Here is an 18,647-nt window from a genome sequence, read left to right as displayed (position 1 = left end):
CCCAACACTCCCTATCATTCAAGGCCTTTAACATGACCCAGCACCTGAATCACTTCATCGCAGGCGCGACCTTCGAAGCCTCCGACGGTGGGCGCCTGCCCCTCATCGACCCTGTGACCGAGCAACAATACGGCAGCTGCGCCCGTGGCACCCGCGAGGACGTGGATCGCGCCGTGGAAGCGGCCCACGCCCAACTGGAAGGCGGCGCCTGGAGCCAGCTCGACGGCGCCCAGCGTGCACGGCTGCTGTTGAAACTGGCGGACCTGGTGGAGCGCGACACCGATCGGCTGGCCGACCTGGACGCCAATGCCATCGGCCGCTCGCCCATCGAGCCGCGGCGCCTGGACATACCCAACGTGCTCGCCAACCTGCGTACCGCCGCCGGCTGGGCCAACCAACTGGAGGGTCGCACCATCCCCTCCGGCGGCTACTTCGGCACCCGCACCCTCTCGTACACCGTGCGCGAGCCGGTGGGTGTCGTGGGCGCCATCGTGCCCTGGAACTCGCCCCTGATGATCACCGTCTGGAAACTCGCCGCCCTGCTCGCCGCGGGCTGCACGGTGGTCATCAAACCGTCGGAAGAAACGCCACAGTCGGCCTTGCACCTGGCCGCGCTGGCCCAGGAAGCCGGATTCCCCGACGGCGTGATCAACGTAGTCACCGGCGTAGGTGCCGAAGTGGGTCGGGCGCTGTGCGAACACCCGCATGTCGCCAAAATCAGCTTCACCGGCAGCCCCGAGGCCGGACGCGAGATCCAGCGCACCGCCGGTGTGCTGTTCAAGCGCGTGGCCCTGGAGCTGGGAGGTAAGAGCCCGCAGATCGTTTTTGCCGATGCGCCTTTTGACGACGCGCTGCGTGGCTGCACACTCGGCCTGTTCGCCAACCAGGGCCAGGTCTGTGCGGCCGGCTCACGCATCCTGGTGCACCGCAGCCTCGCGGAACGCTTCGCCGCCGCCCTTGCGCAAGCCGCGCGCACGGTCAAGGTGGGCGATCCGCGCCTGCCCGATGTGCAGATGGGCCCGGTCGCCAAGAAAGCCCAGTTCGAACGCGTCAACCGTTACATCCAACTGGGGATCGACCAGGGCGCCACACTGCTGGCCGGCGGCGTGTCGAACCCCGGAAAAGGCTGGTTCGTCCGGCCGACGATCTTCGCCAATGCCCGCAATGACATGGCGATCGCCCGAGACGAAATCTTCGGCCCGGTCGGCACGGTGATAACGTTCGACAGCGAAGAAGAAGCCGTGACGCTGGCCAACGACTCCAGCTACGGCCTGGCCGCCACCGTGTGGACCAGCGACCTGGTGCGCGCCCATCGCGTCGCGGCGGCAGTGAAGGCCGGCGCCGTGGGCGTCAACTGCTGGAGCCCGTTGGACGCCAACCTGCCGTGGGGTGGCGTCAAGGCCAGCGGGATTGGCCGTGAAGGCGGGATTACCGGCGCGCTGGCCTACACCGAGGAGAAAGTCATCACCGTACTGTTGCCGACCTGAAAACACTCACTGCACCGGACCGAACCAGCGTCCAGGCCGCGCAAGGCCTGGACACTGGCCGGCCGGACATGCAGCCCCGATGCCTTGATGATCAATGAAGAGACTGCGATGAACAGCACAAATCAAGCGACAATTGATCGGTATCCGACGTCCTTGCGGTTACTGCACTGGGTGCGCGCCGTGCTCGTCACCGGCCTGCTCTGGGCCGGCTGGCACATGACCGGCCTGGCTGATGAAGTGGCGAGCAAGTACGAACTCTATTACCCCTGGCACAAGTCCTTCGGGGTGCTGGCGTTCCTGCTGGTACTGGTCCAGATCGTCCTGCGCTCGCGAACCGTCGACCTGCCCAGGCCATTGAGCACCCTGGACCGACATGAACAGATCCTGTCGAACCTGGTGCAGCGCGCCATGTATGGGCTGCTGGTCGTCGTGCCGTTGATGGGGTACTCCATGTCGAGCACCTACACCATGAGCGACGGGGTGTTCTTCTTCGGGGTGAACCTGCCCGAACTGCTCTCGAAGAACGACGACTGGTTCGTCGTCTTCCAATGGCTGCACAAGGTGCTCGCCTACACCCTGCTCGCCTTGATCGTGCTGCACATCGTTGGTGCTCTCAAGCACCGTTTCCTTGACCGCGACCCTCGCAAGGATGTGATGCGCCGCATGCTCTGAACAGGCGCGGTACCTCCTCCCCCCTTTTGCAAGCAGGCGCCACGATTCGTGGCGCCTTTTTTTGTCGTGCCCCCTAGAACGTTACCCAGACGATGAACTGGAAGTACGTGTTGGTCGCGGCACTGCCACTTTGCAGCCCGCCGTTGCCGAGCCACTTGTCGGGCTTGTAGAAACCCAGCAGCGGCGAGAGCGTGATGGTGTCCGTCACCATCCAATCCAGGAACAGGTCCACCTCCCGCGCGCTGTAGTCGCGCTCCTGTCGATCCGAGAGCTGGCGGAAGTCGAAGGCCATCGCGTTAAGGGTCAGTTTATCGGTCGGCTTGACCGAGAGGAGCACGTCGTTGGTGACCATGTTCGAGGTCAGCGAACCGGCGTAGTTGACCGCCACTTCACCCTGGTAGCGTTTGCGGTAGCCACCCTGGAACAGGAAGTCCCAGCCTTCGGAATAGCGCGCATATCGATAACTCACGGTCGGCTGCCACTTGATATCGGCGAAGGTGTAGCCGGCATCGAAGAACATGGCCCGTTGCGACCCCGAGCGCTTTTCCTGACGCGCCACCTCGAAGGCGAAATCGGCATTCTCGATCCCGGCGTTGCCCTGCCCGCGAACACTGTAAATGTCCATGCCCTTACGCTCCATCCGGTCGGCGAAGGCGTAGCGTTTCTCAACATCCAGGCCGCGGATATAGGTCGAGCCGATCGAGCCGACAGACGTTGTGTAGTCGACGGTGGCGGCCGCCACTTCGGTCTTGGACTGCCCTGGGTTATCCGACTTCAGCCACATCAGGCTGCCGTGAAGCCCCTGCGTCCCTCCCAGCTTCAAAACAGCGGTGTTGCCAAACGCCAGACGCGAGCCCAGGTAGAAGGCACCGCCGCGATCGAATCGGCCATCGACAACGCCCTCGATAGGGTTGAAGGCCCTACCGGGGTTGAACCCGTCGTCGGTGATCAGGAAACCGTCTACCGTCACCAGCTGTCGACCGAAAGAGAAGTCGACTCCATCCTGGCCCAGCGCCGGTACCGACTCACCTGATTTCCATCCCAGGTAGGCATCTTCCAGCGCGGTGTCCCTTTCGCTCCCGTCCGTGTTCGACCCCGGATCCCCATCGCCCCACGTTCCCGAGCTGATCATGCTCAAGCCGCCATAGACCGAACCATCCGTGAGCTTGTCCGTCGTACCGCTCAAGCCATATTTCACGAAACCTTCCTGCCAGCGCATGCTGCCGGGCTGCTTCTGCGGGTCACCGAGGTAGTTTTCCTGGCTGCCGAACCAGCCGAACCCGGCCCACAGGTCGGCGTTCAGGACGGTGGCGCCTTCATTCTCGTTGTACAGCTCGTAGCCCAGGGCCTGGGGCTCGAACGTGCAGAGGGCGACCAGTGAAAACATTGGGGCGTATGGGGGGGTGCGCATGACGTCTCTCCTGTTTTTATATTTATGAGGCGAGCCAGGAGTGTTTCGGCCGGGGTTGCCCATGCGGTAACCCAAATCAGCAAGTGCAATGCAATGGTTCGCTCTTGCGCTCCGGGGCGCGCAGCAGTCGCAGGAAACGGCTGGACATCGCACTGCAAAAACACTTGCGAGACCCGAGAGGTTGCCGTTTTGGGTTACGGCCTCGGTCAGCGCCGACCTTATGCTGGGGCCATAAGAACGTATAAGAACCGAGGCACCGCCATGACTCCCATATCCCCATCCCCGTTATTGCGCCAGGGGCTTTGCCTGCTGGCCCTCGTTGCCAGCAGCGCACTGCCCACCGCGGTCACGGCCCACCATTCGTTCGCGATCTTCGACCAGACCCGGACGATCACGGTCAAGGGCGTGGTCCAGCGCTTTGCCTGGACCAACCCCCATATCGCCATTTACCTCGACACCCCCGGCCCACCGCCTCAGCAGATCAAGATCGAGACCGGCAGTGTCAATGCGTTGAGCCGCACAGGCTGGACGGCCGACTCGATCAAGGCCGGCGAGGACGCCGAGGTCACTTACAAACCGCTGAAAAACGGTGAGCCGGGCGGGTTGCTGGTGGAAATCAAGATCGGTGATGTCGTGCTCACGGGCGGCGGCTGAAACCCATCGCGCCCCGGCTTCATGAGTACTCGACAGCACACAGATCAACAGGGTGGAGACGCTTGAATGAAACCGACACGAACCTTGAACCCGGCAACGATGTTGCTCGGCGTCGCCCTCATGGCGTTCGCCGGGATGAACGCGGCGGCAACGCCCAAGAGCCAAGGCACGGCCACACGCCCCGACATCAGCGGCACCTGGGAAAGAACCCCGGACGACTGGTTCGGCGAGAACCCGGACAACCCGGTGCACCCGGGCGGACCGATGGACCTGAAGGAACCCTATGCCAGTGAATACGCCGCGCTGAAGAAGCGCGAAGCCGCGGCGAACGAGGCCGGGACACCCTTGGCAACCACCAGCGCCCGATGCTTGCCAGAGGGCATGCCGGTGTTGATGGCGGCGCTGTTTCCCATCCAGATCATCCACGACGACCAGCAGGTGGTGGTCCTCGGCGAGTACCTCCAGCAAGTCCGCCGGATCCTCCTGAACGAAGCGATGCCGCCGAAGGAGAAACTGGACCCCACCTACCAGGGCCACTCGCGGGGCCATTGGGAAGACGACACCCTGGTGGTGGAAACACTCGCGGTGCGCACGGACGTGGCTTTCTACGACGTTCCCCACGGCAAGGACATGAAGATCACCGAACGCATCAGGCTGACGACACCGGACCATCTGGTGGATGAGGTGTTGATCGAAGACCCCCAAGTACTCAACCGCCCTTATCGCTTCACCTTCGAGTACAAGCGGTCCGACTACCGCATCCAGGAATACGTCTGCGAAAACAACCAGATCGTGATCGACAGCGAGGGCAAGACCAGCCTGCGGCGCGACTGACGCGACGCCCTTCAATCACCACTTGGCCCACAACTTCTGGAGAGTGCCCGGATGGAACGACTGATCGCCTCCCATTGCCTGCGACCGACGAGACTGGGCGCCTGCATGTCGCTGCTGCTGATGTCGAGCGCCTTCGCCGAGGTGCCCCGCATGCCCACGGTGATCGCCGTGCCACCGTCCGGCAAGCCACCGCTCTCTTCGGCAAACTATCCGGGCACCGAGTACAGCGACCTGGATGGGCAACGCTACGTCGAGCAAGAGTTCTACCTGCAAGGCGTGGCACCGGCCATCACCGCCAACGGCCAGCAGCTCTTCGATGCGCCCTACACCACACGCATTCTGGTGCGTAAACCAGCGGACCCGGCGCGTTTCAATGGCACCGTAGTGATCGAGCCTTTCAGTTGGTTCGGCGAGCGCGGCGCCGGATGGATCCTCACTCGCGACTATCTGCTGCGCCGCGGCTACGCATACGTCGGCTACACGCTGAACATCAACCGGCCGCCGGTCGACCCCAAGTTCCTCTCGGACACCCCGGCCGCCGAGGCCGAGCAGATTGCTCAATACGGGCGCATCGTCAACTTCGAATTCATGCGTCACTTCGATTATGCACGCTACGCACCGTTGGCCAGCTACTACGACCCCGAACGCTTCACCCGCGGTAACGCGCCCGACCCATTCGCGCCGCAATCCCAGGGTATCGGGGCGCAACTGGCGTTGCTGCTCAAAACCCCATCGGCGCAAAGTCCGCTGGCCGGCCTCGATGTGCGCCGAATCTATGTCAACAGTTGGGCGGTAACCGCGCAGGTCTGGATGGACTACCTCGACCAGGGTCGGCACCAGCAATGGCGCATGCCCGACGCAACGCCCCTGATCGATGCCTACATGACTGGCCGCATGGCCTATGGCGAAGTGGGCGGCGACGTGATCCGGATGCCGCGCCAGATGCCTGCCGGCGTGCCTTTCGTGACCGTCTACAGCCAGTCGGAACTGATGCACGACGTTATCGAAGGCATCGACCTGCCACCGGACACCGACAACCCGCAGATCCGCTATTACGAAGTGACCGGCATGCCGCACCTGCGATTGGCCGACCTCGGCACGGAGCACACCGAGAAGGTCGCCGCCGACATTGGCAAGGGTGACGAGCCACAGTGCCGAACGCTGTATGACGAGCCGGCGGAGTTGGTCGTCGCGGCGCTGCTGGACGGCATGGACCAATGGGTTCGCGAAGGCAAGCCGATGCCCAGGGCCCAACGTGTGCTGCGCGCCGGCAAGACCGCCGCGCGCGACCCGGTGACCGGCAACCTCCAAGGCGGCGTACGCCCGCCGTGGATCCAGGTGCCCAGCGCGACCTATCTCACCGACCAGGAAACCGGCTGCGGCCTGATCTACGACACCAAGGCGCCTTATTCCAAGGAGCGCCTCGGCAAGCGCTATGGAAGCTTCAGCCAGTACCAACAGCAGTTCGAAGAGGCCAAGGCCACGGCGATCCAGCAAGGCTATCTGCTGCCGGAAGATGCGCCGGACCTGCGTCCGGTGGCGCGCCCCCAAGACTTCTAACCCCCCTGACCCAACACGGGAGAAAACCGATGTCATCAGCACCGATCATTGCCTGGCTCTACGCGACACCGGTGAGCACAGCCATCCGGGACATGCTCTGGGTCGTACCCACTGTCCAGTCCATCCATATCCTGGCTATCGCAGTGATCTTTGGTTGCGCCTTCATCTCCGATCTGCGGCTGGCCGGCCTGTTCGCCACGGACGAGCCCTTGGGCAGCGTCGTGCGCCGTTACTACCCGTGGATGCGTAACGCTCTCATCGTCCTGCTCGCCACAGGCCTGGTGATGTCCATCGGCGAACCCGACCGTGTCCTCGTCAACTCGACGTTCTGGCTGAAGATGGCCCTGGTAGTGGCCGCGTTCACCCTGGCCTGGTGGATCCGACGCCCCTTGCTGCGCCCTGCTGGGCAACCCCCGGAGGGTGCCAGCCGTCTGGTCAAGCCACTTGCCTGGCTGTCGATCGCCCTGTGGTGCGTGGTGATTTTCTGCGGCCGCTGGATCGCCTACACGATCTAACGCTTCCAACCCACAGCTCTCAGGTATTCGCCATGGACATTCAATCCGCCCTGCAAGCCCTCGAAGCCACCACTGTCGCCAGTTGGATCAGGGAATCGGGCTCGGCTTTCCCCACCCTCGAATCGGTGCACGTGATCGGCATCGCCCTGGTGTTCGGCACCATCGCCGTGGTGGACTTGCGCCTGCTCGGCATCGCTGCCCATCGCCGCAGCGCGTTGCGGCTGATCCAGGAGCTGCTGCCATTCACCTGGGTCGCCTTTGCGACGTGTGTGATCACCGGCCTGCTCATGTTCGCTTCCAACGCTTCCACCTATGCGCAGAACCCGATCTTCTGGTGGAAGATGGGGCTGTTGCTGCTGGCGGGCATCAACATGGGCATATTCCACCTGGGGGTCTTTCGCCGGATCGAGGAATGGGACGCGACGCTACCGCCCCCCGGCCAGGCGCGCGTCGCCGGCTTCAGCTCGATGGTGTTGTGGGCCGGGGTGGTGTGCCTCGGCCGCTGGATCGCTTTTTTCTGATGGCTCGCCTGTTGCCACGCAGCCCCACAGGCGCCGCGACCAGGCTGGTGAGCCCGCGCTCGGGCCGATGGGAGTCGGTGGCCCTGCTGCTGATGACCCTGGCGGTCATCGCCAGCGTCGCCGGTTATGTACTGTTGCGACCCCAGAAAGCCGTCCCGCCCACCGCCTTGAGCTGGCAGGTCCGCTCCTTCGACGGCCTGGGTGCGGTCGACCAGGCGATCCACGGCGCACTGCTGCCGGCCGGCGAGGAAATCATCTGGTTCAACAACGACACCGGCGGCTGGATCACCCTGGAGCAGGCGCAGAAGCTCGTGCTGCCGCCGTTCTACCGCGATGCCTTCTGGAAGGCCAACGGCAAGGTGCGCTGGCAATTGATCCTGCCAGGCACCCACCAACCCCATGCCGTTGCCGGCGACACGCACACCGAAGGTCACGCCGATGCTCCTGCGCCGGCCCCGGGCACTGCCAGCGTGTCGCAAGCCACCCAAGGCCAGGGCGCGACGGTCTATTACGGCGCCGGTGGCAGCGCGCCAGGCCAGAGCGCCTACCTGCTGGTGATCGGGCATGCCCATGCCGGCGTCATGTGGGCCAACCAGGCCACGATCTGGGTCCACCGCGACCCGGACGCGCGCTACCCCGGCATCGTCAAGCCCGAGTCGCTGGTCAGCAAAGGCTGGCGCCAGGTCATTGCCTATGACGGCAGCCGCGAAATCGAACGCGTAAAAGGAACCTTGCCATGATCGTCCCTGCAAGCTGCCGCGCCCGGCTGCGCCGGTGTATCGCGCTGCTGATGCTCCTCCCTGCCATCGCACTCGTCGGCCAGGCCCATGCCCAGGGCAAGAAGCTCAAGATCGGTGTCACCCTGCATCCCTACTACAGCTTCGTGGCCAACATCGTTGGTGACCAGGCGCAGGTGGTGGCGCTCATTCCGGCGCAGGCGAACCCGCACAACTACCAGCCGCTGCCCGCCGACATCACCCGGGCGATGACGCTCGACGCCCTGGTCGTCAACGGTATCGGCCACGACCAATGGGCCTTCGAGATCGTCAAGGCCGCCGGCCGCGCCGAGAACCTGCCCATCATCCAGGCCAATGCCACGGTCGCCCTCATTCCCATCGCCGGCGACCAGGGCGGTGCCAAGGTGGTCAACCCGCATACCTTTGTCTCCACCACCGCCGCGATACAGCAGGTGTTCGAGATCGCCCGCCGGTTGGGCGAGCTGGACCCGGACAACGCGCCGGCCTATCGACGCAATGCCCTGGCCTACGCCGGGCGCATCCGCGCGCTACGGGCACGCTTCATGAACCGCTTCGCCAACCTGGACCTGTCTTCGTTCCGCTGTGCCACGACGCACGCCGGCTACGACTACCTGATGCAGGAGTTCGGGCTGTTCGTCAGTGCCGTGATCGAGCCGCGCCATGGCGTCGCGCCGACCGCGCGGCAGTTGGCCAATACCCTCGACGCGATCAAGAAAGCCAATGTCCGCGTGCTGTTCGCCGAAAAGTACTTCTCCATCGACCTGGCCCAGCCGATCGAGGCTGCGACCGGGGTGAAAGTCTTCGCCCTGTCCCACATCACCGGCGGCGCCTACAGCGCGGACGAGTTCGAGGTGGCGATGAGCGAAAACCTCGAGACCCTGGCCGAGGCCGTCGAATTCACCCAGCCAAAATGAAGGAGAAAAACCTGATGCGTGGACCCGCTGTCGTGTTCGATAACGTCTCGCTGCAACTGGGAGGCACGCAAGCACTGGACGGGGTGAGCTTGCGGGTCGAAGCCGGAGCGCTCCACTGCCTGGTGGGGCCCAATGGCGGTGGCAAGACCTCGCTGGTGCGCGCCCTGCTCGGCCAGATGCCGCACTCAGGGACCATCCGCCTCGAAGGCGAGTGCGCCAGGCCCATGGGCTATGTCCCGCAGCGGCTGGATTTCGACCACAACCTGCCCATGACGGTCAACGATGTCATGGCCCTGCTCGGCCAGCGCAAGCCGGCGTTCCTGGGGGCAACCCGGTCCAACCGTGCGGCGACGACCCAGGCCCTCGCGCGTACCGGCGTTGCCGGTATGGGAGACAAGCCCTTTGGTGGCCTGTCCGGTGGCGAACGCCAGCGCGTGCTGCTAGCCCAGGCGATCACCCCGGCGCCCCGCTTGTTGATCCTCGACGAGCCAACGGCGGGCATCGACGAAGCCGGCATACGCCTGGTGGAGGCACTGGTGGTCGAGCTGCACCGCACGGGCACCACCATCCTCTGGGTCAATCACGACCTCGAACAGGTCAGGCGCATTGCCCAGTCGGTCACCGGGATCAACCGGCAGGTGATGTTCCATGGAGACCCGCATCAGGTCGCCGGCCAGTTGGAGATGTCCCGATGAGCGCCTTCTACACGTTCATTCGCGACCATCTCCAGGCGCTTGCGGCGAACCACTTCCTGCCGCAACCGTTCGAATACGAGTTCGTGATCAATGCGTTGCTCTGCGCACTGCTCATAGGGCCGTTGCTGGGCGTGCTGGGCTCGATGGTGATGATCAAGCGCATGGCCTTCTTCAGCCAGGCCGTCGGCAATGCGGCCATGACCGGGGTTGCCATTGGCGTGCTGATCGGCGAGTCCTACACCTCGCCCTACTGGTCAATGTTCGGCTTCTGCGTGTTGTTTGCGCTGACCCTCAAGTACACCCAGCATCGCACGGCACTGTCCAACGACACGCTGATCGGCGTGTTCCTGTCGATCTCGCTGGCGGTCGGGGCATCGTTGCTGCTGTTCGTGTCGGCAAAAATCAACACCCATGTGATGGAAAGCGTGTTGTTCGGTTCCATTCTGGCGGTGGACCACACCGACATGAACGTGCTGCTCGCCGTCACAGCGACCTGTGCGCTCGTCGGGCTGCCGCTGTACAACGGCATGCTGCTGAGCAGCCTCAATCCGAGCCTGGCACACGCCCGGGGCGTCCCGGTGCGCAGCGTCGAGTACCTGTTCGTCATACTGGTGACCCTGGTGACGGTGGCTTGCCTGAAGATCATCGGCGCCGTGCTGGTCGAGGCCCTGCTGTTGATACCGGCCGCAGCGGCGCGCAATGTCAGCCGCTCGCTCCCGGGGCTGGTCACGCTTGCCGTCCTGATTGCCACCTTTGCCTGCATCGTCGGCATCCTGGCACCCATGCAGTTCCAGATTCCCGTACCCACCGGTGGTGCGATCGTGATCGTCGCTGCCCTGGTGTTCATCGTGACCGCCGTGCTGCGTGCGACCGCGGCCCGATTCCGGGGGGCCAGCCTATGAAGAGGCTTGGCCGGTCGTCTCGCTCCTGGCTCGCGCTGCTGGTCCTGCTGCTGGGCACTCCGCCGGCCGCCTTCGCCGGCCCCCGGGTGCTGGTCGCGCTGCCGGCGTTACAGGCATTGACTTCAGCCCTCAGCGCCGACACCGGCATCGAAGTCGTCCGTCTGCCGCCGGATGCCGCCACGCCTATGGAGAGCCAGGCCAACGCACTGGCGCGCCTGGACGCCAGCGTGTTCCAGCAGGCCGATGCGGTGATCACCCTCGGCAGTCTCTGGCGCGCCGACCCCTTGTTTGCCGCGGCCCGTCGTCACAATCTGCGCACCGTCGAGATCGACGCCTCGCGCTCCTGGGACTCGATCAGGCCCGGCGTCGCCGTGGCCCGCACACCCGCGAACGACGTGCCCTGGGCCGGTGCACGGAACGGCAACGGCGGCCCGTCGCCTTACGCCTGGCTCGGTCCCATCAATGCCATGCGCCTGTCGGCGAACATCGCCGCCGACCTGATACGCCTGGCCCCCGCCGACGCCCCGCAAATACAACGCAACCTCGCCACACTCGAAGGCGGCTTGCGCCAACTCAAGGCCGAATACGGCGACCGGCTCGCGCAGCGGCCGGACCTGCGCGTGTTGTCGCTGGCCGATGAGTTCATCTACCTGTTCGGCGAGTTCGACATTTTTGTCGACGGCTGGTTTGTCTGCCAGGACGTCGACTGGAGCGACGACGACCGCGCCGCGCTGAGCCGCTACCTGCGCGAGCGAGACATCCACGTGGTGGTCCACAAATGGGCGCCGGACGCCAGGATCGCCAAGGCCATCGAGGATGGCGGCGCTCGCTTGCTGATACTGGACGCGGGCAACCCAGGAATACTCGCCAAGGGAACCGTCGCCTATGACGCACTCGTGCGCGTGAACCTGGACGCCTTGCTCACGGCGTTCGCCGCCACCGACCCACACCAATGACTCACTCGGCCCCTGGAGACTGCCCCCTATGAAAATGCCCTGTTCGATGCACCGACCAGCCATCGCCGGTGCCCTGCTGTTCTGCCAGGCGGTCCTTGCCCATGGGCCGGTCTTCGACTGCTACATCGAGGCCAATGACCAGGTGAAATGCGAGGCTGGCTTCACCGACGGCAGCTCCGCCGCCGGCAGGAAAGTCTACGTCCGGGACGCCAGCGGCAAAGTGCTGCTCGAAGGCAGTGTCGGCCATGACAACACCTACAGGTTCCAGCCCCCCACCGGCAGCTACTCGGTGTCGTTCCTTGGCGGAGACGGCCATGACGTCTCGATCCAGTCCTCCGAAATCACACAGTGAATCGACCATGCCCCATCCAAGAACGCTGCTCCAAGGCCTCGTCGCGGCGATGCTCATCGGCATGACCGGCGCCGCGCAGGCGCATTTCCAGATGCTCTACGTCAAGGACACCGCCCTGGCACGCGGCGAACCCTTGGAGTTCGCGGTCGTCTTCACGCACCCGTTCGCCGGTGGCCCCACCATGGTCATGGAAACGCCCCGCGCCTTCAGTCACACCAGCGCCCATGGCGGGGAAAAAATCGACCTGCGCCAGTACCTGCGGCCTGTCCAGTGGCAAAGCCGCGAGAACCGGGCAACCGCCTACCGCGCCTCAATTCCCCGTGAAGTGGTGCGATCACTGGGTGACCATATCTTCGTACTCGAACCCGAGCCTTACCTGGAAACCGAAGAAGACGTCTACATCCAGCAGTTCACCAAGCTGGTCGTGAACATCGGCGGCGTGCCCGGCAACTGGGCTGAGCCACAGGGCCTGCCGGTGGAGATCCAGCCACTGAGCAAGCCTTATGCAAACTGGACGGGCGGCGTGTTCCGCGCTGTCGTGCTGGCCGACGGCAAGCCTGTGCCGTTCGCCGAGGTGGAAGTCGAATACCTCAACCACGCCGTCGAGATCGACAACAACACTTTCGGCCAACATGCCGACGTCACGGCCCCACAGGCTTCTTTCAACGCCACGAGCACATACGCCGATGCCCAGGGCATCATCACCATCGGCCTACCCCGGGCCGGTTGGTGGGGCATTGCCGCCCTCGACATCGGCACCACGAAAACCCACAAGGGCAAGCCGCTGTCCCAGGACGCGGTGCTGTGGGTCCAAGCCAGGGACATGAAATGAATCGCCTCACCATCCAATGGCGGATCACCCTCCTGAGTGGCCTGGTCCTGCTGGTCGTCGTCGGGGCCCTGACCGCGGCGGCGCTGTATCAGAACCAACAGAGTGCCGCATTGCTGAAACGCCAGAGCAGTGAGTTGCTGGGGCAAGCGGCCTTGGAACGCTTGCAGGCCCAAGCCTCGTTCCATGGTCAGCGAGTCGAGCGTTTTTTCAATGAAACAGCGTTGTACGGCGAGGGGCTTGCCCAGACGATTCTTCAACTGCACGCCCAGGCCAGGGACGGGCGACTGACGGTCGAGCAACTGCGTCATGACCTGCTCGGCGTGACGCGCCAGGCGCTCGCGCGACACGAGAAGATCCTCGGCTTGTATGTCGTGTTGCTCCCCAACGCACTGGGCGATGCAGATGCCGGCTTTTCCGGGAGGCGTGATCTGGCCGGCAACGAGATCGGGCGCTTTGCCCTGTATTGGTCGCAAAGCCAGCCTGGGCGCCTGGTGCAGGAAGTACTCAGCGAAGCCCAGATCTTTGCCGACACCGCACCGGCCGGCAGCGAACCAGCCAACGCCTGGTTCGTGTGTCCGCAGACGCAAGGTCGCGTCTGCGTCACGGAGCCCTACGCCGTCGAAGTCGAGGGGCACAAGACCCTTATGAGCAGCATTTCGGTGCCCCTGGTCGTCGACGGCAAGACCCTCGGTGTCGTGGGCATGGACATCAGTCTCAGTACGCTGCAGGAACTCGCGGCCCATCTCGCCGCGGACCTGTATGCCGGGCAGAGTGAAATCAGGATCCTGTCCGCCTCCGGCCAGGTGGCCGGGCAAGGTGGCACGGTGTCGGCCGCCAGCATCGACGTCCGCCAAGCCGTGCAAACGGTCACCGGCAACGCGCCCTGGCAATTGCAGATACGCGTGCCGCAAGAACAGGTGCAAGCACCCGCGCTGAAAATGCAGGCACAACTGGACGACAAGCGGCGCCAGGAGAACTGGTTCAACCTCGGCTTGGGCCTGCTGGCCGGCGGCTGCGGATTGCTGCTGATCTGGCTCAGCGCCTACGGCGTCACCCGCCCGTTGCTCAACGTCGTGCGCTTACTCGACGCCATTGCCGAGGGCGACGGCGACCTGACCCGGCGCCTGCCCCATGAGCGCCACGACGAACTGGGCCAACTGGCACGGGGCTTCAACCGGTTTCTCGACACGCTGCAGCCCATTATCCGCAACATCCAGCAAGCGTCCCAAGACACGCGAGATAACGCCGACACCTCGGCAAGGGTGGCCGAGGAAGTCAGCGCCGGCATGCGCCAGCAGTACCAGGAAGTGGAACTGGCCGCCACCGCGCTGCATCAGATGAGCGTCAGCGCCCAGGAAGTTGCGCGCCATTCCCACCAGGCAGCCGACGCCGCCGCGGCGGCCGATCACGCCAGCCGATCAGGCCAGGAACTGTTCGCCAACGCCGCCGGCAGCATCGAGACCCTCGACCGGCGCCTGGAGACGACGCTCGGGCAAGTGAAGGCGCTTGCCGATAACAGCCAGCAGATCAACCAGGTGCTGGATGTGATCTGCGCCATCGCTCAACAGACCAACCTGCTGGCCTTGAACGCCGCCATCGAAGCCGCCCGGGCGGGTGAACAGGGACGCGGCTTCGCCGTGGTGGCGGACGAAGTTCGCCACCTGGCCAGCAATACCCAGGCCTCGGTCGAGCAGATACGCAGTGTCATCGAAGCACTGCAACAACTCAGCCTGGAGGTGGTGCAGAGCACGCAACAGAGCCGCGAACTGGCCCGGGGCAGCGTCATCCATGTCGAACAGACCCATGGCGCGCTGCAACACATCGCCAACGCCGTGGAAGTGATCGAACACATGAATCAGCAGATCGCCAGCGCGGCCCTGGAGCAAAGCACCGTGGTGGAAGACATCAGCCATCGCGTCAGCGACATCCGAGTTATCAGCGAGACATTGACCAGCCGCATGCAGGACGCCTCGCAAGCCAGCCATTCGCTGTACGACATGGCAAACCATCAGCAGCAACTGGTCGGGCACTTCCGTGCAGGAGCGGGCTGACGTCAAGTCACTCCATGGCCCCCGCCACGGCGGCATCGGGCCGTGGGGCACGCCGTGACAGGCAGGTCTCCGGCATGGCCAACAGCAAGCCGAAGGCCAGCGCAGCAATCGCGGCAAGTGTCAGGAATGCCGCGCTGTAGCCCGCCCCTTCGACTACGAAGCCCGCCAGGCTGTTGCTCAACGCGGCGCCGAGGCCGAACACAGTGGACAGCACGCCGAGGCTGACGTTGAACCGTCCCGTGCCCTGGGTCAGGTCCTTGACCACCAGCGGAAACAGCGCGCCAAACAGCCCGGCGCCGATGCCGTCGAGCAATTGCACCGCCACCAGCCAGTAAAGATCGTCCGAAAGCACGTACAGCACGCCGCGAATCGGCAGGATCAGGAATCCGGCCAGCAGCAGTGGCTTTCGCCCCCAGATGTCGGCCTTGAGGCCCACCAGCCAGGCCATCGGCACCATCACCAGTTGCGCCGCCACAATGCACGCCGAGGTCAGCGGCGTGGCCAGGTGCGCGTTGGCCTGAGCGAGTTTCTGACTGACCAGCGGCAGCATCGCCGCATTGGCCAGGTGGAACAGCGCGCAGCACATGGCGAAGAGCAACAGCGTGCGGTTATCCAGCAGGATCCGTAACGCCGAAGGCATCTCGCCGGTGACGGTCTGGCCGGTCTCCAGGCCGCGGGCCACATCATGGTCGATGGCTTCGGCGGACACGCAACTGACCGCGATGATGCTGGCCAAGGCCATCGCCGCCATCAGGTAGAACACCGCGATGGGACCGAACAGCCAGGCGAAACCACCGGCCAGCAACGCGGCGCAGGCGTTGCCCGCATGATTGAAGGTTTCGTTGCGCCCGGTCCGCCGGGTAAAGGCTTTCGCCCCGGTGATGCCCAGGGAAATGGCCGCGATGGCCGGGGCGAACACCGACGCCGCCACGGCACTGAGGGCCTGGGTCAACGCCACCAGACCAAACGAAGAGGTGAATGGCAACACCAGGCACCCCAGCGTCACCAGCAAGGCCGCGACCGCCACCACCGCGCGCTTGCTGCGAACGCGGTCGATCAACGCGCCGGCGGGGCCCTGGGTGATGAGCCCGGCGACGGCCGCCAGGGTCATGACCATGCCGATGCTGGAGGGTTGCCATTGATGCACGGCCAATAGATAGATGGCCAGGTATGGCCCCAGCCCGTCGCGGACGTCGGCGAGGAAGAAGTTCAGGCTGTCCAGGGACAGGTTATTGCGGCGATCCAGGTGTCGATCCACGTAGGCCTCGGCAAGGGCATTGGCCCGAAGATAATTGACAGCGGCACTGACGCTCAAATGCCGCAAGCGCAAGGCGACCCTAAGGTCCCTTCTTCATTCAGTCAAACCGTCAGACGACGGGAGCGAGGCGTCATTTCATCCAGCCAACCCAGCGACTGACCCACCGCATTCGCGGGCAAGCCCGCTCCCACAGAGTCATTTGGCGGACTGGAGAGGTGTGTCCGCCACAGATCCCCTTGTGGGAGCGAGCTTGCTCGCGAAGGCGGTGGCCCATCCAGCACCGGAGCAAACTGACCCTCCGCCTTCGCGGGCAAGCCCGCTCCCACAAAGAGATGACGGCGCCCCCGTGTGGGGTAGGCCTATCCTCCGTTGCCCAGCATCGCCCACAGTGACGCCCCGACCCCAGTGATACTTTCCCCGGCAATCAACCCCGCTGCCGCGGTGATGGCGAACCGTTCCGTGACGGTCGGCCAGCGGCAGCTCACCAGCCAGGTGAGCACGGCGCCGAAAGCCATCATCAACGACACCGATGCCGGCAGTACAAACGCCAGGCCCAGGGCCGCCGTGCTGGGCAGCAGCCGGGCATGGCGTTCGGGCAACATGCTGTCGAGTATGCCCAGCAGCAAGCCGGCCAGGCCGCCGACGAAAATCGACCAACGGATGCTCGTCGACAGGGAATCCAGGCCATGGGTCAGGGTTTGCGCCACGGCTTTCCAGGTGGCGACCGCCGGGGCCGGCCATTCTTCGGAGAGCAGCATGGCCTGTGGGTCCGGGATCAAGGCCAGATAGGCCAGTACCCCGACGATGCTGCCAACGAAAATCCCCAGGGTCTGGGCGATCAACTGCTTGCGCGGCGTCGCGCCGATCGCCCGGCCCACCTTGAAATCGTTCATCAGGTCGGTGCACTGTCCGGCCGAGCCGCCGGCGGTGTTGGCGCTCATCAGGTTGATCGGCACCTGCCCAGGTGCCACGATGCCGAAGCTCAGCTGTGACAGTTGCCCGATGGCCCCGATGGGCGGAATACCCGTGGCGCCGACCACCCGGGCGGCCACGGCGGCCAGGCAGATGGCCAGGGGAATGGTCAGCAAGGCCATCCACAGGTTGATGCCGAACAGCAGCGCTTGCAGGCTCACCACCAGGACAATCGCCAGCCCGAAACCGGCGGCTGGCCCCACCTTGGGCACCCGCCAGAGCGCCCCGCCACCGGCCTGGGTGGACGCGTGCAACGACCACAGGCGAATCGCCAGGGAGGCCAGCGTCGAGCAGACCATCAGACTCACGCCCGGCCACAACAACCACTCCACCAGCGCCGCGAACTGCGGACCGCTGCTGCCAGGGGGCAACTGCACCAGGCCTTGCCCCAGCAACCACGGCGCCAACCCGCCCCAGGCCAGCAACGCCCCCAGCAGCAGGCTCAGGCCGACACGAATCCCGATAATGCCGCCGAACCCCAGCAACAGCAGCGAGGGGTCAGCGGTGAAGGTCAGGCGCTCCAACTGGCCCGTCGGCGCCCAGCGTGGCAAGGCCCACATAAATGTGTCGATCCACTTGGCCAGCCCGGACACGAACGCGGCGCCGAGCAACACCTTAAGGCGCGTTGCTGCCTCATGGCCGTGGTTGTAGATGTGCAACAGGGTTTCCAGCGTCGCCATCCCCTCGGGAAACTTCAGCGCCTTGTCATTGAGCAACGACGGTCGCAGGTACCAGGCAATCCAGATCCCGAGAAAACTCACCGAGAACACCCAGGCCACCATCGGCAGGGCATCCAATTGCTGCCCGGTCAGCAAGGTGTACGCCGGAATCGGCGCCACCAATCCACCGGAAATGATCGAGGCCGCGGCAGACGCCACGGTCTGGTTGATGTTGCTTTCGTGCAGCGTCCACGGCACCCCGGCGCCGGAACGCCGGGCCAGGCCTTGCCAGATGCCGTAGCTGATCAGCAGGGCAATGATCGACATGTTGAACGACCAGCCGATCTTCAACCCGGCGTACACATTGGAAGGCGTCAACAGGATCCCAAGCACGATCCCGGTCGTGACCGCTCGTAGGCTGAGCTCGCGTTGCACAGGGCTGTCGAGGGGATTCGGTGGCGAGGTGTGGAGCATGCGAATTCCTTATCGGCGATGAGACAGCACGATCACTCGGCGCGACGGCTTAACAAGTGAGCGTTGCATGCACGGAAGGTTCACACACACCGGCAAATCCGCGTGTGGGAGCTTGCTCGCGAAAGCGCAGGCCCAGCCAGAGAATAGATCCCCGGCTGAGCCCACCGGAC

The 18,647-nt window shown here is 64.6% G+C and carries 18 protein-coding genes; 15 read left to right on the top strand and 3 right to left on the bottom strand.

Annotated elements, in window-relative coordinates; all coding sequences use genetic code 11:
• Window positions 1–32: 32 nt before the first annotated feature.
• Both V5F23_RS11085 and V5F23_RS11080 read left to right on the top strand, forming a co-directional pair.
• Entirely contained in the window at window positions 33–1,487 is a 1,455-nt protein-coding gene (locus V5F23_RS11085) for an aldehyde dehydrogenase family protein (RefSeq protein WP_338498392.1), read from the top strand.
• A 108-nt stretch (window positions 1,488–1,595) separates the two neighbouring features.
• Window positions 1,596–2,159 carry a cytochrome b/b6 domain-containing protein gene (locus tag V5F23_RS11080; RefSeq protein ID WP_042729190.1) on the top strand — a complete coding sequence of 188 codons (564 nt, stop codon included), beginning with the start codon at window positions 1,596–1,598 and terminating at the stop codon, window positions 2,157–2,159.
• Window positions 2,160–2,232: 73 nt separating this feature from the next.
• Here V5F23_RS11080 and V5F23_RS11075 read toward each other — a convergent pair whose 3' ends face one another.
• The gene (locus tag V5F23_RS11075; RefSeq protein WP_042729191.1) at window positions 2,233–3,570 is read right to left on the bottom strand and encodes a hypothetical protein; all 1,338 of its coding nucleotides are present in this window, start codon (window positions 3,568–3,570) and stop codon (window positions 2,233–2,235) included.
• Window positions 3,571–3,831: 261 nt separating this feature from the next.
• Here V5F23_RS11075 and V5F23_RS11070 point away from each other — a divergent pair, with 261 nt between their 5' ends.
• The 13 genes from V5F23_RS11070 to V5F23_RS11010 all read left to right on the top strand — a co-directional run bounded on the left by V5F23_RS11070 (window position 3,832) and on the right by V5F23_RS11010 (window position 15,114).
• A complete protein-coding gene (locus V5F23_RS11070) occupies window positions 3,832–4,224 on the top strand; it encodes a DUF6152 family protein (RefSeq protein WP_042729192.1) in 393 nt (130 codons plus the stop codon).
• Between the two features lie 66 nt (window positions 4,225–4,290).
• Complete coding sequence (locus V5F23_RS11065) at window positions 4,291–5,058, top strand: hypothetical protein (protein WP_338498389.1); 768 nt, start codon at window positions 4,291–4,293, stop codon at window positions 5,056–5,058.
• Window positions 5,059–5,109: 51 nt separating this feature from the next.
• Window positions 5,110–6,618, top strand: coding sequence for an alpha/beta hydrolase domain-containing protein (locus tag V5F23_RS11060; protein ID WP_338498387.1), 1,509 nt, complete (start codon window positions 5,110–5,112; stop codon window positions 6,616–6,618).
• 29 nt (window positions 6,619–6,647) lie between these two features.
• Window positions 6,648–7,133, top strand: a complete 486-nt coding sequence (locus tag V5F23_RS11055) for a DUF6644 family protein (protein ID WP_042729194.1) — start codon at window positions 6,648–6,650, stop codon at window positions 7,131–7,133.
• Window positions 7,134–7,165: 32 nt separating this feature from the next.
• Window positions 7,166–7,654 (top strand): DUF6644 family protein, encoded by a 489-nt coding sequence (locus V5F23_RS11050; RefSeq protein WP_042729195.1) that lies wholly within the window; start codon window positions 7,166–7,168, stop codon window positions 7,652–7,654.
• Window positions 7,654–8,394 carry a hypothetical protein gene (locus V5F23_RS11045; protein ID WP_123578846.1) on the top strand — a complete coding sequence of 247 codons (741 nt, stop codon included), beginning with the start codon at window positions 7,654–7,656 and terminating at the stop codon, window positions 8,392–8,394. Before V5F23_RS11050 ends, V5F23_RS11045 begins: the two co-directional genes overlap by 1 nt.
• A complete protein-coding gene (locus tag V5F23_RS11040; protein WP_123578845.1) occupies window positions 8,391–9,326 on the top strand; it encodes a zinc ABC transporter substrate-binding protein in 936 nt (311 codons plus the stop codon). The genes V5F23_RS11045 and V5F23_RS11040 overlap by 4 nt, the downstream gene beginning before the upstream one ends.
• Window positions 9,327–9,340: 14 nt before the next feature.
• Window positions 9,341–10,021 carry a metal ABC transporter ATP-binding protein gene (locus tag V5F23_RS11035; protein ID WP_338498386.1) on the top strand — a complete coding sequence of 227 codons (681 nt, stop codon included), beginning with the start codon at window positions 9,341–9,343 and terminating at the stop codon, window positions 10,019–10,021.
• Window positions 10,018–10,923, top strand: coding sequence for a metal ABC transporter permease (locus V5F23_RS11030; protein ID WP_042729199.1), 906 nt, complete (start codon window positions 10,018–10,020; stop codon window positions 10,921–10,923). The genes V5F23_RS11035 and V5F23_RS11030 overlap by 4 nt, the downstream gene beginning before the upstream one ends.
• Complete coding sequence (locus tag V5F23_RS11025) at window positions 10,920–11,879, top strand: zinc ABC transporter substrate-binding protein (RefSeq protein ID WP_338498385.1); 960 nt, start codon at window positions 10,920–10,922, stop codon at window positions 11,877–11,879. The genes V5F23_RS11030 and V5F23_RS11025 overlap by 4 nt, the downstream gene beginning before the upstream one ends.
• Window positions 11,880–11,907: 28 nt before the next feature.
• Window positions 11,908–12,231 (top strand): hypothetical protein, encoded by a 324-nt coding sequence (locus tag V5F23_RS11020; protein WP_338498384.1) that lies wholly within the window; start codon window positions 11,908–11,910, stop codon window positions 12,229–12,231.
• A gap of 7 nt (window positions 12,232–12,238) precedes the next feature.
• Complete coding sequence (locus V5F23_RS11015; protein ID WP_338498382.1) at window positions 12,239–13,063, top strand: DUF4198 domain-containing protein; 825 nt, start codon at window positions 12,239–12,241, stop codon at window positions 13,061–13,063.
• On the top strand, window positions 13,060–15,114 hold the full coding sequence (locus tag V5F23_RS11010; RefSeq protein WP_338498379.1) for a methyl-accepting chemotaxis protein: 2,055 nt from the start codon (window positions 13,060–13,062) through the stop codon (window positions 15,112–15,114). Before V5F23_RS11015 ends, V5F23_RS11010 begins: the two co-directional genes overlap by 4 nt.
• A gap of 7 nt (window positions 15,115–15,121) precedes the next feature.
• Here V5F23_RS11010 and V5F23_RS11005 read toward each other — a convergent pair whose 3' ends face one another.
• Both V5F23_RS11005 and V5F23_RS11000 read right to left on the bottom strand, forming a co-directional pair.
• Window positions 15,122–16,372 carry an MFS transporter gene (locus tag V5F23_RS11005; protein WP_212803869.1) on the bottom strand — a complete coding sequence of 417 codons (1,251 nt, stop codon included), beginning with the start codon at window positions 16,370–16,372 and terminating at the stop codon, window positions 15,122–15,124.
• A 359-nt stretch (window positions 16,373–16,731) separates the two neighbouring features.
• Window positions 16,732–18,477: an OPT family oligopeptide transporter gene (locus V5F23_RS11000; protein WP_212803663.1), complete on the bottom strand. Its 1,746-nt coding sequence runs from the start codon at window positions 18,475–18,477 to the stop codon at window positions 16,732–16,734.
• Window positions 18,478–18,647 lie beyond the last annotated feature (170 nt).

Origin of the sequence: Pseudomonas sp. WP18 (genome assembly GCF_036689585.1) — a bacterium.
GTDB lineage: Bacteria > Pseudomonadota > Gammaproteobacteria > Pseudomonadales > Pseudomonadaceae > Aquipseudomonas > Aquipseudomonas chlororaphis_E.
The sequence above is the reverse complement of the archived record's forward strand: the minus strand, read 5'-3'. Positions and strand labels throughout refer to the sequence as shown.